Genomic DNA, 16,356 nt, shown 5'->3' on the forward strand with positions numbered 1-16,356 from the left:
TACTCTATTCCCCAGGAAGGAAAAAGAGACTATGAGGTATTAATCCACGTTTCCATGGGCTATCCCTCTGTCAAAGGCAGGTTGCATACGCGTTACTCACCCGTGCGCCGGTCGTCAGCGGTGTATTGCTACACCCTGTTACCCCTCGACTTGCATGTGTTAAGCCTGTCGCTAGCGTTCATCCTGAGCCAGGATCAAACTCTTCATAGTTAAAGTTTTTTTTGTGTTTCCTGTGTCAGGTTATAATTCCTTATCATTCATTGTTAAGGACTCGCACTTGCTTGTTTGTCACTTCAATATTTTAAAGAACTTTCTTAGCTTCTAAAAATCCCCAAAATTTCGGGGGAAAGCGTCGGCAAAGATAATACCACTTTTTTGTTCTGCAAAATCTTTCCGAAACTTTTTTGAAACTTTTTTTAAGAACTCGCGTTTCGGTTTGTTTACCCCTTTCCCTTCCTGCAACTCTTCCCGAAAGCGGGTGCAAAGATAAAACAATTATTACCCCTTTTCCAAATTTTTATACCCTTTTTTTTTGAAAAAATTTCACAATACGACATAAAATACTATATAACAGAAAAATAAACGACAGTCGTACAGAATCAAAACTTTCTTTTCTCTACCTTTTATCCGATTTATAAAGAAAATCTTCTTTTCTGTTTCTTTCTACAGGTTCTGGTATTTTATCTCTACTTTTGTTATATTTGTCCGCTTAGTTTTGCGGATTCAGGGTTCTCCCGGACAGCAATTCACACAAACCGACAATTAAAATCTAGAAATAAATGGCACAACTACCTTCGATACCCAAAGGGACAAGAGATTATTCACCAGAAATCATGGTGAAAAGAAATTATATTTTCGATACAATCAAAAGTGTTTTCCGGTTATATGGTTATATGCCTTTAGAAACTCCGGCCATGGAAAACCTCTCGACTCTTATGGGGAAATATGGAGACGAGGGGGATAAATTACTCTTTAAGATTCTCAATTCCGGAAATTTTCTTTCGGACGTTTCCGATTCGGAATTACAAGAACGGAACATTCCCAAACTAACCAACAAAATTTCAGAAAAGGGACTTCGTTACGATTTGACTGTTCCTTTTGCCCGTTTTGTAGTTCAGCACCAATCTGAAATCAGTTTTCCATTTAAGCGATATCAAATACAGCCTGTTTGGAGAGCCGATCGGCCTCAAAAAGGGCGTTACCGTGAATTTTACCAATGTGATGTCGATGTGGTGGGAAGCGATTCTCTTCTCAATGAAGTAGAACTTATTCAAATCGTAAACGAAGTCTATCAAAGATTGAAAATCAATGTCCGTCTGCTCATCAACAATCGGAAAGTATTAGCAGGAATAGCAGAGATCATTGGGTATCCGGAAAAGTTAACCGATATTACAGTGGCCATTGACAAAATGGATAAAATCGGTCGGGAGGCTGTTCAGCAAGAATTACGGGAAAGGGGAATTTCCGAGGAAGGAATTTTAAAATTACAACCGATTTTAGATTTAAAAGGGGGCAATGAAGAAAAATTAGTACAATTACGCCAAGTGCTTTCTGAAAGTGAAACGGGTTTAAAAGGGATAGAAGAACTAAACCAGGTATTCAATTATCTGAAAACGTTGAAAATCTCTATCGATATTCAGCTGGATCTCACTCTGGCCAGAGGATTAAGTTATTACACGGGAGCTATTTTCGAAGTAAAAGCTCTGGATGCAGAAATCGGCAGTATTACAGGGGGGGGACGTTATGACGATCTGACAGGTATTTTTGGTTTAAAAAATGTATCCGGAGTCGGCATTTCCTTCGGAGCGGACCGTATTTTTGATGTCATGAATCAATTGAACTTATTTCCATCAGATTCCAACACGACCACTCAAATATTATTTGTAAATTTCGGTTTCCGGGAAGAGCAGTTTTGTTTGTCCTATCTTCAGGAACTGCGCAATCAGGGGATCAACGCCGAATTATATCCCGACACAGCCAAAATGAAAAAACAAATGGCTTATGCCGATAAAAAAGGCATTCCTTTTGTAGCCCTTATTGGAGAAAACGAGATAAACTCAGGAATTGTTTCCTTAAAAAATATGCTTACAGGAGAACAGAAAAATATCAAACTGAATGAATTAGCAGAGGAACTGAAAAAAGAAACAATCTAAAATCTCACTGAAACATTTTATGCTATTATATAAAAAAGAACACAGGCCTTTAAAGAGCCATGGTTTTGATACCCGATGTCCTTAATTGCTGTTTTTCATTACAGCAAACCCAACCGGAATTTTTCCGGCTTCCTTTTTTATAGTAAATATCATTCTAAATCTTTTGTTATGAAACATTTTATTTCTCCAGCTCCGCTAACGTTTGAGATCATTGATACTATTCTACATAAAGGTTATAAATTAGCTCTTTCAGAAGAGAGTAAAAAATTAATTTGTGACTGTAAAGCTTATTTGGACCACAAAATTGCCACTTCGGAGAAACCGCTTTACGGTATCACAACAGGTTTTGGTTCTCTTTGTAAAATCAGTATTTCCACAGCCGATTTAAGTCAGTTACAAGCCAATCTGGTGATGTCGCACGCTTGTAGTATCGGAGAGCCGATATCGAAAGACCTCATCCGTCTGATGCTCCTCCTGAAAGCACACGCTCTGTCTTTAGGGAAATCCGGAGTACAGCTGGCAACAGTAGAAAGGATTATCGATATGTATAACCACGACGTACTTCCTGTCGTACGGGAATTGGGTTCTTTAGGGGCTTCTGGCGACCTGGCACCTTTAGCCAACCTTTTCCTTCCCTTGATTAACGAAGGATGTGTATATTATAAAAACAAAATCCGGGAAGCCAAAGAGGTGAATGCAGAACTGGGTTGGGAACCTATCGCCCTAGGGGCCAAAGAGGGCTTAGCACTCTTAAACGGTACTCAGTTCATGAGCGCTCATGCTGTTTACGCCCTATTAAAAGCTTTCAAAATTATAAAATATGCCGATATTATCGGAGCTCTTTCCCTGGATGCCTACGACGGACGTATTGATCCGTTTTTACCCCAGATACAGGCTGCCCGTCCCCATCCGGGACAGATAGAGACAGCCCGCAATGTACGGACCCTGCTAGAGGGATCTGAATTCCAGAAAAAAGAAAAAGTCCGGGTACAAGATCCTTATTCTTTCCGTTGTATGCCCCAGGTACACGGCGCCTGTAAAGATACGGTCCTGTATGTCGCTTCGGTAGTCGAAAGGGAAATCAATTCCGTCACCGACAATCCGACAATTTTCACAGAAGATGACTTAATCATCTCAGGAGGCAACTTCCACGGGGAACCTTTGGCCCTGGTGCTCGACTTTTTGAGTATCGCATTGGCAGAGTTAGGGAGCATTTCCGAAAGACGTACTTATCGTTTGATTTCCGGAGACCGGGGTAATTTACCCGAATTTCTTGTCGCAAACCCCGGCTTGAACTCCGGTTTTATGATCCCTCAATATGCCGCCGCCGCTATCGTCAGCAAAAACAAACAACTGTGCACGCCTTGTAGCGTCGATTCCATCCCTTCTTCCAACGAGCAGGAAGATCACGTCAGTATGGGAGGGAATGCCGCGACCAAAACAATAAAGGTTTGCGAAAATGTAGAACGGATACTGGCCATAGAACTTCTAAATGCAGCACAGGCTATTGATTTACAACGCCCGACCAAAACGTCGCCTTATTTGGAAGATTTTCTCCAAGAATTCCGTAGCATCGTTCCTTTTAACAGCGAAGACCGCGTCATGTATAAAGATATCGACGCTGCAACCGAATTCCTGAAGGCTGGTGATTTTCACGCCAATTGAAATGCGAAAATAATTTTTTTGTCAGAGAGGCCTCTCTGACAATTCGTTGATTAACGGACTTTCAGTTCTGACTAAAAATGGATTCCGAACAGGTAGACCGTTAATCAACGAAAATTCATTCCCCCTATGTTGGATACTCGGACTTCCAAAAGTTTTTACATTCAGACAAATTCCTCCTTCCCCTTTCTTTCTAAAATCTCTTTATCATTTTAAATCCGGAAAAAGATATTCCCAAAATAATTCTTTAACTTTATGGAATTATTGTGTTTGCAACATCTTTAAAGAACAATGTCCGTAAAGACAATTCAGAGGCAGATGCAAAACATAAACAATAAAGAATAAACATCATGAAAACAGTACTTTGTTTTATTTTATTATGCATTTCGTATTCAGGTTTTTCTCAAACTGACTGGAAAAAATTATGCGATGAGAAACCGAAAACAGCTTTAGCTAAAGCCGAAAAAATGTATGATCAAGCTTTACTCGAAAAAAACGGTCCGAAATTAATACAAGCCCTTACCATCAGAATTTACTGTCAATCGTTAATCGATTCGGAATCCATTCTCCCTCTTTTCCAGGAAATAGAAAAGCTGATTACGAATTTAAAAAATCCGGTAGAGAAAAGTATTTTACATAGCATCCTGGCAGAATATTATCAAGACTATTACAATCAGCATGCTTATCAGATCAATCAACGTACCCCCCTAGCGAATTTCGTGCCCGAAGATATAAAAGAATGGAGCGGAAATCTTTTTATAGAAAAGATATTCTATCATGCTTTAGCCGCCTTGGAAGCCCAAACTGATCTTGAAAAAACACCGGCCAGTACCTATAATTTAATCCTGAAAACCGGTTCGGATTCGAAACAATTACGCCCGACCCTCTATGATTTTTTAGCTTATCGCAGTATAGAACAACTCCGAAATTGTAATTCCGAAAATATAGCTCGTTTTTTCCCGCAATCTACACCCTCCCACCCTGATTTTCTATCGGTTATCTCTCACTTTATTTCCATACCACTGGAAACAAAACCTTACGATGTGGTTTCAAATGTCTTTAAAATTTACCAAAACCTATTGAAATTCAGGGTATCTGCTGCTAACCGTCCCGCTCTTTTATTAGCAGACCTGGACCGGTTAACCTACGGACAGGAAATTTTACAAAATGATTCCCTTTATCTCCGCCGCCTGCAAGAATTAGAAAGGGACTTTTCTGACATCCCTTATGTAGTAGAAATTCTTTACGAAGAAGCGCGATTATACTGGTCAAATTCTTCCCGTTCGGATTCTGCACTCAGCGAGATAAAAAAAGCCTTATATTATTGTGAGTTGGGCCTAAAAAAATATCCCGACTATGAAAGAATAGGATTATTGAAAGACCTGAAAAATGAAATTGAAAACCCAGAACTCCATGTAAGTCTTTCCGAAATCATTTATCCGAATACCTCCTTTTCCCTGAAAGCTAATTATAAAAATATCACGCAAATAAAACTCAGTATTTCCCGGCTCCAAGAGACAACCCGATCCTATGAACAGAAAAAAAACAATAAAACTCCCCTCCAAACAACATCTCTCTATACAAAGTCCTATACCTTACCTTCCGAACCTCTTCAACAAGACACCTCTTTTTCTTTACCAGCTCTCAAAAGCGGTATGTACGAACTCTTGATAGAGGCAAACGGCAAGAAAACAGATAATATGATGTTTATTGTCAACGATCTTTTTACCGCTATTCAAATCGAAAAAAATAACCGGGTTCATTTTATGGTCAGGAATAAACAAAGCGGTAAACCGATCCCTAATGCGACAATTAATGTTTATGAGGCTTTGGAAAAGCAATATCCACCTTTGGCCCATCTCCTCCCTCTTACTCAGGTAAAAACGGATAAAAATGGAAGGGCCACATTAAAACTGACAAGCGGGAATAAAAAATACAAACAATTTTATTACGAAGTAACGGATATCCAAAATCCGAACAATTACATTTATTCCTATTATTACGATGCTTCTTTCTTTGAAAGGAGCAACGCCCAAATTCAAAATGTAAATTTTTTTACAGACCGTAAAATCTATCGTCCTGGACAAACGGTATTGTTCAGCGGTATCGCCTGGGCTTCCTCTCCGGATAGCTCCATTTTAAACACCGAAAAAACGTATACTATTCAATTCTATCACTTTACCAACAGCCAAAACCGGAAAGAACTAACGGTAAAAACCAATGAATGGGGTTCTTTCAGTGGTAGTTTTGTGATTCCGAAAGAAGGCCTCAATGGCACCTATATCCTTTCCACGACAAATGGTCAAACCCAGATAGAAGTCGCCGAATACAAACGGCCAGAGATAGAAATTCAAATAGATCCTTTAAAAAAACCTTATGCTTTCGGAGACACCCTTCAAATCGACGGACGCCTAAAAACATATTCAGGCGTACCCCTAGATCATTCAAAGATCAACTATCAAATCTATCTAAAGCAAACTTATCGGTGGCAAACACCGGAGCCCTCCTCTATAAAAGGACAGTTGAGCACGGACATTGACGGAAACTTCCAACTAAAATTTCCGACAAAAGTCCCTGCGACCCATAACCCTGTCCTTCTGCAAGGTTATTATTATGAAATTATCCTTTCCGCTACAGATTCCAAAGGCGAAACTCAGGAGACAGCCGTTCAGCTTCCTATGAATGTCTCTCCCTTTTCCCTCGAAATCCGTTTTCCTGAATACGTCAACAAAGAAATGCCCATCGCCTTCTCTGTCTTAGCTCGTAATTCTTCAGATTACAAAGTTTCAGAAAATATAAGTTATACCTTTTACAAACTTGCGCCTTTAAACTCTTTGGAGCAGACTTACCATCCTGACAGTATAAAAACAGAGAAAAAGATGGCGGAAGGGGTTCTACTGACGAATACGGATTCGTCCCTGAATTTAAAAACCTGGGACTCCGGAGCTTATGTCATTCTTGTAAGGGGAGGGAATATAGAACATAAAAAAATATTTTATCTCTATTCTCCACAGGACAAACGGCCTCCAATACAAACTTACAATTGGCTGGTCCAAGAGAAAACTTCTTGTAAACCAGGAGAAAATGCAGAAATTTTATTCGGCAGTTCTGCAAAAAATGTATACGTACTCTATGAACTGTATGATGGTTATCAATTGCTAAAACGGGAATTTCTCCAGCTTTCCGACCAAGTTAAACACTTCAGTATTCCTTACTCCGAACAATATGGTAACACTCTTTGCCTTATGCTTTCTTTTGTAAAAGAGGGAAAATTTTTCAACAACCAGATTGAAATCCATAAAATACAGGCAAACAAAGACCTGACCATACAAACCAAAGTGTTCCGGGATCAATTACAGCCCGGACAAAAAGAAAACTGGGAATTTATCATCCGGGATCATCAAGGCTTACCGGTTACGGCTGAAATTTTAGCAGTCCTGTACGACCAATCGTTGGATCAATTTCTAAAAAACAACTGGTATTTTAATCCTTTCCCCGGCTGGAATAGCAATTATCCCCTTTGGAGAACACCGATGTATCCCCCCACCCCAAGCATTTATATGTCTTTTCCCATACCTTACAAGGCTGTTCCTCCTTTCCAGTTTGACGAATTAAAACTCTATAAACAACCATACGCTTATTATGAGGCTAGGAGTCTCCATTCCCTGGAAGACAGGAATGCCGGTATGCCAATAGCCAATCATAAAGCCGCACTACCGGTATATGCTCAAGATACTGAGCGTTCCGAAACGACAAATTCAGCTCCGGAAAAAAAGCTGACACTTCGGGAAAATTTTCAGGAAACTGTTTTCTTTTACCCTCAACTTGTCAGCAATGACAGCGGTATTGTCCGGATACATTTTACAATGCCGGATGCCACTACCCGTTGGAAATTTATGGCTTTAGCCCATACCCGGTCCTTAAGTCACGGTTTAATAGAAAAAGAAATCACTACTTCCAAACAACTGATGGTGATGCCAAACCTTCCCCGGTATTTCCGAAACGGAGATAGCACAATACTGAAAACCACAGTTAGTAACAGAAGCGGAAATTTACAAACCGGGCAAGTCACTTTAGAACTTTTCGATCCCTTGACCAACCGGGTACAGTTAAGACGGGTGACGGACTTCACTGCAAATCCCCAACAAAATACGACAGTATCCCAAGGCTTTACAGTCCCCCAGAACATATCTGTCATCGGCTGCCGGATTATCGCCTCCACTTCGGATTTCAGCGATGGAGAACAACACTTGATTGCCGTCGTTCCGGACAAAGTTATGCTCACAGAAGCTCTTCCTTTTTTTATCAATCAGAAAGGGACTCAGACTTTCCACCTGGACGCCGTCTCTCCTACGAAAGAAGATTACAGGCTTACACTGGAAGTCACTACCAATCCCCTTTGGTACGCCGTGCTGGCTCTCCCCAGCCTGCAACAACCCCAAACGGAGAACATTTCCTCTATCGCGGCAGCCTTCTACGTAAACACAATAGGAAACTATATCGCAACAGCCAATCCCCGCATTGTAGCTGCAATCCAGACACTACAGGCTGAACAGGGGAATGCAACAGACTATATTTCGCAACTAGAGAAAAACCCGGAACTCAAATCTATTCTCCTGGAAAATTCTCCCTGGGTATTAGACGCACAAAATGAAACGGAACGTATACAGTCCCTGGCCCAACTTTTCGATCAGAACCGGCTGCAGCAACTCCAACAGACGGCTTTTCAAAAAATACAAGCCTTGCAAGAAGCAGACGGAGGATGGAGCTGGTTTAAAGGCATGCCCTCCGACCGTTTTATGACCTGCAATGTCTTGAATATATTCTCCATGGCCACATTAACCGGAAAAACCGAAGGAGGAGAAAAAGAAAAAATGATGCAAATCAAGGCCTTACGCTACTTGGATAACGAAATCCTCAAAGATTATGAAAAGAAAAACAAAAAACTGACATACAGTCAAATTCTTTATCTATATGTCCGCAGTTTTTACCGCGACATTCCACTGGGAGAAGCCCTGCAAGCTCATAAATATTATATCGGTTTGGCCGAAAAAGAGTGGAACCGGTTTTCTCTTTACGAAAAAGCCTTGACGGCAACGACCTTGTTCCGATACGGAAAACCAGAGACAGCCCGAAAAATTTTGAATTCCTTACAGGAATATGCCACAGTAAATGCGGAACTCGGTATGTTTTGGGCGAACAATAACTCCTCAGGTTATTCCTTGAATTCTGCCATACAGGTCCATACGGCGATTATGGAAGCTTTTCATGAAATAGAAGGAAATACCGCCCATACAGATTTAATGAAACAATGGTTATTGCGTCAGAAACAAACGCAAAATTGGGGCAATACCCCGAGTACAGTCGACGCCATCTATGCCTTACTCCTAACCGGCAATACTCAATTGGACAGTCAAGAGCAATTGACGGTTGCATTGGGAAATCAAAAAATAGATATGAACAAAGCCGATCAAATGCTGGGCTATATCAAAACGGTCTATCCAGCTACCGCCATTTCCCCCGATTTATCCCAACTTACCATTACAAAAGAACAAAATACCCCCAGTTGGGGAGCCCTCTATTTACAATATTTCGATCAGCTGAAACAAGTTCAGAAAAAGAAAAAGGACATTCTGAATATCGAGAAAAAACTTTTTATCGAAAAAAATAGCGAATCCGGGCCCCAACTCATTCCTCTCAACACTTCCTTGCAAATCGGAGACAAGGTTGTCGTACGCTTAACCGTTAGCCTGGACCGGGATATGGAATACATCCATTTAAAAGATTCACGCGCTGCCTGCTTTGAACCGGTACAGCAAATCTCCGGCAATCAATGGAAATACGGAACGTTTTACTATGAAGAAATAAAAGACGGCGTAAGTAATTTCTTTATCCGGCATTTACCTAAGGGAACCTATGTATTTGAATATCCGGTATGGGTTAATCAGGAAGGAATTTATCAGGATGGTCTGGCAACCATTCAATCGATGTATGCCCCTGAATTCGTATCCCACAGCCGTAGTCAGGAAATTGAAGTCAGATAAAATTTTAAGAAGTAAAAGGGTCCGAACAGCCATTTGTTCGGACCTTCCTTATTAAGATTTTATCACGAGGCGAAAGCCCGAACCATGGATATTTTCGATCCGGATATGGGCATCATCTTTAAAATATTTTCTTAATTTCGTTATATATACGTCCATACTACGGGCCGTAAAATAATCATTAGCTCCCCATATTTCATTCAAAGCTTTATCCCGCATTAACAAGCTATCCTGGTGTTCATACAACAAGGTTAGCAGATGTGCTTCCTTAGGTGTCAATTTCAAGATATCTTCCCCTTTCGAAATAGTACGCAGCTCTGTATTAAATTCGTATTCTCCGATACGGATTAATTTCAATTTCCCTTCATTTCCTTCGTGCTCGCAACGACTCAATATAGCCTTTATCTTTAAAATCAATAATTCGGAATCAAAAGGCTTTACAATATAATCATCCGCTCCGATCTCATAGCCTAACTTCATATCCTCTTTTAAACTTTTAGCTGTTATATAGACAAAAGGAACAGAAGGGTCTATTTCCCGAATTTTCTTTCCCAGCGTAAAACCGTCCATTTCAGGCATCATAACGTCCAGGAGGCATATATCGAATTTTTCTTTCCGAAAAGCATTTAATCCTTCATTTCCATTTACACGCAAGGTAACTTCATAATCGGACAATTGAAGGTAAGACTGTAAGACAGAACCAAAACAAGGATCATCTTCTACTAATAATATTTTCTGTGTCATACTGATTATATTAGAATTTTTTAATACATACTCTGTTTAAAAGCGAACAATACAGCTCATCACTCTGTTCCGAAAATAATTTCGACTAAGGTTCCTTTTCCTTTTTTGGAAATCAACCGTATTTGGCCGTTATGCAACTCGACTATGGATTTCACATAACTCAATCCCAATCCAAAACCTTTTACATTATGCAAATTCCCATTCGGAACCCGGTAAAAACGCTTGAAGACCTTTCGCTGAGCTTCTTTGGAAATACCGATTCCCTTATCACTTACCCCAATCACACGCTCATTTCCTTCTCTACGAGTATAAACTTCGATCTCCGGAGCGCCCAGAGAATATTTTACAGCATTATCCAAAAGATTAGAAATGACGTTCAGCATATGTACCTGATCCACATACAAAATAAAATGTTCTACTTCAAAATGGCATTCTAATTTCCCCCCGGTATTCTGTACCTGCAACATAAAATGTCCTACCGCCTCCTGAATCAGTTTGTTCATATCTGTTTCTTCTTTACACAAATGCAATTCGTGCCGATCCATTTTTGCCTGCTCCAATATGCGTTCCACATATTTATTCATCCGGTCATTCTCACTTTTTATCATGGCATTAAAATGCAGCAATTGTTCCCTGTCGTTCAATACCTTTTCTTTCGTAATGGCAGAGGTGGCCAAAGATATCGTCGCTATCGGCGTTTTAAACTCATGCGTCATATTATTGATAAAATCATTTTTTATGACGGACAGTTTTTGCTGCCTCATGATAATCCAAATCGTAATGACAAATACAAACAACAAACCAAAAATGCAAAAGCCGGAAGCTAAAAACAACCATCCCATATTTTCCAGAATAACCGACTGCACAGATTTAAAACTCACTCCCAGGTAATAATCTTTTTTCACGTAATCATAAGGGAATAAATCTACATAATAAAAATTTTGCAATTCTTTATTCTTGACCTTATCCAATATATCTTTTTTAGTCAGTATTTCATAAGTAAAAGGAAGACGGATGTTGTATCCCCGGAAATATCCGGTCATCAAACTCTGGAGATCAACGCTAGCCAGCCTTTTCTGAATAGAGACATTCTGAGGATCTTTTTCTTTCACCAAACGAATCATAAACTCCTTCAGTTTCTCATTCAGCAGCGCATAAAAATTGGCAGAAGAAACGGAATCTACCGGAGTAAACCCTGTCGACTTTATCGCTTGTACAATAAGTTCCTGACTACTCATTTTTCTAGCTCCCGATTGAGGTAAAGCATTCCAGTGTCCCGATAGAAAAGAACGGTCCTCCTTAAAACGATTAACATTATTGTCGAGAAAATCGAACAGATAAGTAGAAGGCCAGGTAGTATTTCCTCCCGAAGAGGAAATCAGCTCGTTATAATTCCGTATCTCTCCTAACTGTTGCTGCATTTCCAGCAAATATTTCATATAATTAATTTCCTCCACCCGGTTTACGACCCGGTTCAGCACATCGTATACCCTGGATGAAAACTTATATTGCCGCTCCCGTATAGCATACTTTATCCATATCCATTGTACTATGACAATAGCGGAAAAAGCCGTTATCATGAAAATCAGCAATATCCGGATAATTAATTTTTTTATCATGTTCCGACACCTGAATACAGAAAAGGTCAAGCCCCCTCTTCCCACAATCTTCCTTTCGCTTGATTTTGTAAAAGTAATATTATTTGTCTAAAATAAAAAACGGGGTACCCGGGCAGGTACCCCTAAAAACAACTAAGTAATAAAAACGGGAAAACAAAACCACTCACGTGGTTTATACTTATAGCAATTTTTGGGCCAATAATCTATAAATATTACTTTTTTTATTCATTATTTTCATCTCCCTAAATAAACTATCCTGACATTCAACCTCATCCCCTAATTCATCCCACAGTAAAAACAAAGACAGTTCATGTGTTGGATTTGCTTGTATCGTCTTTTTTATATATTCTTTTTTATATCGTTTGCACCGGTCTAAATTCCGATATAATTCTTCCAATGCTTTTCTTTCCGATTCCGTTTTTTCCTGGCGTCCCTCCAGCACTTGGATCTTTTCCTGCAATTTCTGAGCAGGCATTTCATATTTTTGGTTCAATATTCTATACACCACCTGATATTCCCGCTCCAATTCTCCACTTTCTATCCGGATCTTACTGCTATCTTGCTCCTCTTTCCCTAAGCAGACAATTTCTTTGGAATCTACGATAAAGAAAATTTTCTTCCCCCCTATTCCCAACCCCACTTTTGCCGGCAGTTGTAATTCATCTGTTCTGAGATCGATTATCCCCTTCTCCACACGCTGGACAGCCAATAACAAAGTATCCCCATTTTCTGCAGATAAACCATATAAAACTACCGTATCTCCCACCAGCCCTCTACACTCTCCCCCTATTCTGATTTCATTCGGGCTACAGGCATTCAAAAAAAATATGAATAACCCTATCCGTAACCCAAAACTTTTCATTATTCTTTACTTCTGTCTTACAGGTTTTCCCTTTTAAGGAAATCTTCAGACAAATATATAAAAGTTTTAAAAAAACAAAAAGTAAAAGCTAAAAAATATCAAATAAATTTGTTTAAAAGAGTTCTGATATCTCCGGAAGGACGGGGAGCATTGGAATCAATAATACTTCCGTCGGGAGCAATCAGTATAAAACGAGGCACGCTGATGATCATATAATCTTTACTAAAGATGTTTTTATCCCCTACAATAGCCTGTATTCCGCCATAGTGATTTTTCTCCAGTAAGCTCACCCATTGTCTCTTTTCGGATGCTTCATCGATGGAAACAGACAAAAACCTTATATTTCTCCCTTTATATTCCTTCAGCAAACTACCGACATAGGGTAATTCCTTTTTACAAGGACGACACCAGCTCGCCCATACACTCAGGTAAAGATAAGATCCTCTAAAATCCGACAAATGTATACCCTTCCCTTGGGGACTGAAAACTTTAAAATCAGGAGCCTGTTTACCGGGTAATAATTTCTCAAAATGTCCGACTACTTCTTCAATATATTTCCGGCTAGTCGGATCTGTACATTCTCGCCGAAAAATTTCCAGCAAATACTCGGCACCATCCACGCCATTATTCTCCCAGATATACCGATCAACAGTTTCTTTCAGTAAAAAATTCCGGACGTCCTGGCGGTCAAAATTCGCCATAACATAATCGGCTAAGCCGGTGGTATAATCCGGTCCTGTAGAATAATTATTCCCTCCTTGGGAATAAGCATAGTCCAATAAGAATTTCCGGTAAGCTTTGGTCACGAACAACTGGTGGTAATTCAGAGAAAAAGTCTCCAAAAATGCTTTAAAAAATTTACCGGGTTTATAATTTGCTGAATATTGTTGTTTATAAATCGGGTAAACCAGCAGACGTTCTCCCACGGAATAACGGATTCTCTGCATTTCCAATTCCGTGAAATCCTTATCAAAATTTTTCGCCTTCAGCAACTCTGTCTTTTCGTCAATTAGAGTTTTCAATTTATCGACAAAAACCTCTTCATCCAATGCATAGAAATCCTTATCGAAATACACTGCCATTTCCTGTTCCTTCAAATAATTGTTAATTCCTCCCAAACTTCCACTAAAATTGAGGGAACCAGAAATGTTCAGTAAATTCATATTGATGGTTAAATCCTCTCCGGGCCTCAAATAAATATCCCAGATATTTGATCCAAATGAAGCAAATGCACTTTTTACTAGATTGATTTTTCCCGAAAAAAAACCATTTTCGTCTAAAAGGAAAGTGTAAACACTATCGTCCACCCACACTGTCGCTACAGAATCCCCGTTTTCTATTCTCCCGTTTATATAGACAAAATCTTTGCGGACGCATGAAAATGACAATAGCAAGATAATTATTGTCCCAAATAAATATTTCATCAATTTTTCCCCGTTTTTATATGAACAAATATAAAAAAAGAGAGCTTTATTTGATGTTAAAAAAAATATAATAAAAAAGGCAGCCGTTATCGACTGCCTTTTTTAATATTCGTTAAGAATTACTGTACAATCGTTTTGAATTCGCCGTTTTCGAAATATTTAGCAAATTCCATATCGGTCTTAGCCAAGCCTTTCATCGCAGCCTCTTTATTGCAAGCCTCTTTCAGATTGGTAAGTACCATATTAGCATCATTATTTCTGGCGCCAATAACAGCCTTTAAATAAGAAGCTAAAGCAGAATCATCCTTGCCTTCATTTAATTTCTTCAAAGCTTCACTGTTATTGCCATTTAAAATATTAGCCAAAGCAGCATTTACACAATTACAGTTTCCGAAATAATCTACAGCTGCCTTATAGTCACCTTTTTTAATAGCAACGATACCTTTATTGTAATTTACTTCGTTTCCAACGCCTGTAGCAGCACCGAATAATACTTCAGCTTCCTGAATATTTCCGTTTTTCAATTCTACTGCACCTAAATTATTTTTCACTACTTTATTATTAGCGGACAAAGCATCGGCTTTCTGTAAATCGGCTTTAGCCTCTGCCACTTTACCCATTTCAAACAACGTCATACCAGCATCGTTAAAACCTCTCCAATCGTTCGGGAATTGAGACATGGCGGATTCATAAACGGCTAATTTATCGGCATTGTTATCAAATAAGGTGGCAGCATACAGCAACTCTTCTACGTTTAATGCAGAAGGATCAGATTTAGCTAAACTCCTAATTTCTTCATCGGATTTACCAATACGTTCTGCATTTACCACAAATTTTGAACGTCTTAATTTAGGTAAAATCTGATCTGCGATAGTAGAATAAGCGGAAGCAATATTCTTGATTTCTCTTTCTCTTACTTCCGGATCGGAATGCATAGCCAGAACCCGAAGGATCAATTCTTTATCCCGGATGCTGGAAGCTTCCATGGCTTTTTTGAAACCTTCCCAGTCTTCTGCCACTACATATTTTTTGAAGAAATCCAAATCTTTGTATTCTTCCATTTTGTTTTTCTTCATATTCTTTTTCAAGAAATTATCAGAAGAACCTTCCCGCTTGTTTGCTAATTTCTCATTCCAGTCATAAGTTCCGTCCGGAGAAGCATAAGACTGTATTTCGATATTCTTCAAATTTACATCTTCATCTGCTTTAGCATCTTTCAGGAATTGTTCCATAGCTTTGATCTCTTCCGATTTTACCTGATTATTCCGGATCTGTGAAGAATTGATCAGATAATAGATAGCAGCTTCGTTCTGCTCCGGAGTAATCCGTTGGAAATTGTCTTTACCCAAAGCAAGGGCCGGGTCATTATTTACTAAGGTAGCGGTAGCAATAACCCCCTCAGCAATTTTCGTTCCGTCAAAATTAACCGACTTAGCTCCTTTAGAAGCTTTAATATCTACCACAAGATCCGAAATTCTCATGGCATCCTCGAAAGGAATCTGACCGGTATAAGTAATGGTTTTACCTGTTTCGTAAGGAACAACTACATTATTTCCCTGAACATTCTCTCCTTGAAGAGTTGTCGGTTCGAAAGCTTTTTCACCTCCCTGGTATTTCAACACAGGAGTTGCTACGACAGTTACATTTTTATTGAAAAATTTAGCAGGAATAGTTACGTCTATTTTTACATCAACCATTTCTCCTTTTTCTTCCAATACTTCCGGAGTTACTTTATATCCCATTTCCCCTGCTCTCTTCTTCATTTTATTCAATGGAGAACAAGATACAATGACAAGGCTTGCCAACGATAAAGTTGCAATTGATCTAAATGTCCTTTTCATAATTGTTCAA

The 16,356-nt window shown here is 39.3% G+C and carries 8 protein-coding genes and 1 rRNA gene; 3 read left to right on the forward strand and 6 right to left on the reverse strand.

Features of this window, described 5'->3' with window-relative positions:
• Positions 1-210, reverse strand: a 16S ribosomal RNA gene (locus HMPREF9449_RS14245); the annotation flags it as partial.
• A 569-nt stretch (positions 211-779) separates the two neighbouring features.
• Here HMPREF9449_RS14245 and hisS point away from each other — a divergent pair.
• From hisS to HMPREF9449_RS14260, 3 genes are all read left to right on the forward strand, one after another.
• Complete coding sequence (hisS, locus tag HMPREF9449_RS14250; RefSeq protein ID WP_009137972.1) at positions 780-2,153, forward strand: histidine--tRNA ligase; 1,374 nt, start codon at positions 780-782, stop codon at positions 2,151-2,153.
• A gap of 168 nt (positions 2,154-2,321) precedes the next feature.
• Positions 2,322-3,818, forward strand: a complete 1,497-nt coding sequence (gene hutH / locus HMPREF9449_RS14255; protein ID WP_009137973.1) for a histidine ammonia-lyase — start codon at positions 2,322-2,324, stop codon at positions 3,816-3,818.
• Between the two features lie 347 nt (positions 3,819-4,165).
• Complete coding sequence (locus tag HMPREF9449_RS14260; RefSeq protein WP_009137974.1) at positions 4,166-9,859, forward strand: alpha-2-macroglobulin family protein; 5,694 nt, start codon at positions 4,166-4,168, stop codon at positions 9,857-9,859.
• A gap of 51 nt (positions 9,860-9,910) precedes the next feature.
• On the opposite strand, the gene HMPREF9449_RS14265 is transcribed toward HMPREF9449_RS14260, so the two are convergent.
• The 5 genes from HMPREF9449_RS14265 to HMPREF9449_RS14285 all read right to left on the reverse strand — a co-directional run bounded on the left by HMPREF9449_RS14265 (position 9,911) and on the right by HMPREF9449_RS14285 (position 16,346).
• Complete coding sequence (locus HMPREF9449_RS14265) at positions 9,911-10,600, reverse strand: response regulator transcription factor (RefSeq protein ID WP_009137975.1); 690 nt, start codon at positions 10,598-10,600, stop codon at positions 9,911-9,913.
• 59 nt (positions 10,601-10,659) lie between these two features.
• A complete protein-coding gene (locus HMPREF9449_RS14270) occupies positions 10,660-12,219 on the reverse strand; it encodes a sensor histidine kinase (RefSeq protein WP_009137976.1) in 1,560 nt (519 codons plus the stop codon).
• A gap of 178 nt (positions 12,220-12,397) precedes the next feature.
• On the reverse strand, positions 12,398-13,081 hold the full coding sequence (locus tag HMPREF9449_RS14275; RefSeq protein ID WP_009137977.1) for a hypothetical protein: 684 nt from the start codon (positions 13,079-13,081) through the stop codon (positions 12,398-12,400).
• A gap of 98 nt (positions 13,082-13,179) precedes the next feature.
• Positions 13,180-14,505 (reverse strand): TlpA family protein disulfide reductase, encoded by a 1,326-nt coding sequence (locus HMPREF9449_RS14280; protein WP_009137978.1) that lies wholly within the window; start codon positions 14,503-14,505, stop codon positions 13,180-13,182.
• A gap of 119 nt (positions 14,506-14,624) precedes the next feature.
• Positions 14,625-16,346, reverse strand: a complete 1,722-nt coding sequence (locus HMPREF9449_RS14285; RefSeq protein WP_009137979.1) for a tetratricopeptide repeat protein — start codon at positions 16,344-16,346, stop codon at positions 14,625-14,627.
• Positions 16,347-16,356 lie beyond the last annotated feature (10 nt).

The sequence above is a fragment of the Odoribacter laneus YIT 12061 genome (assembly GCF_000243215.1).
GTDB lineage: Bacteria > Bacteroidota > Bacteroidia > Bacteroidales > Marinifilaceae > Culturomica > Culturomica lanea.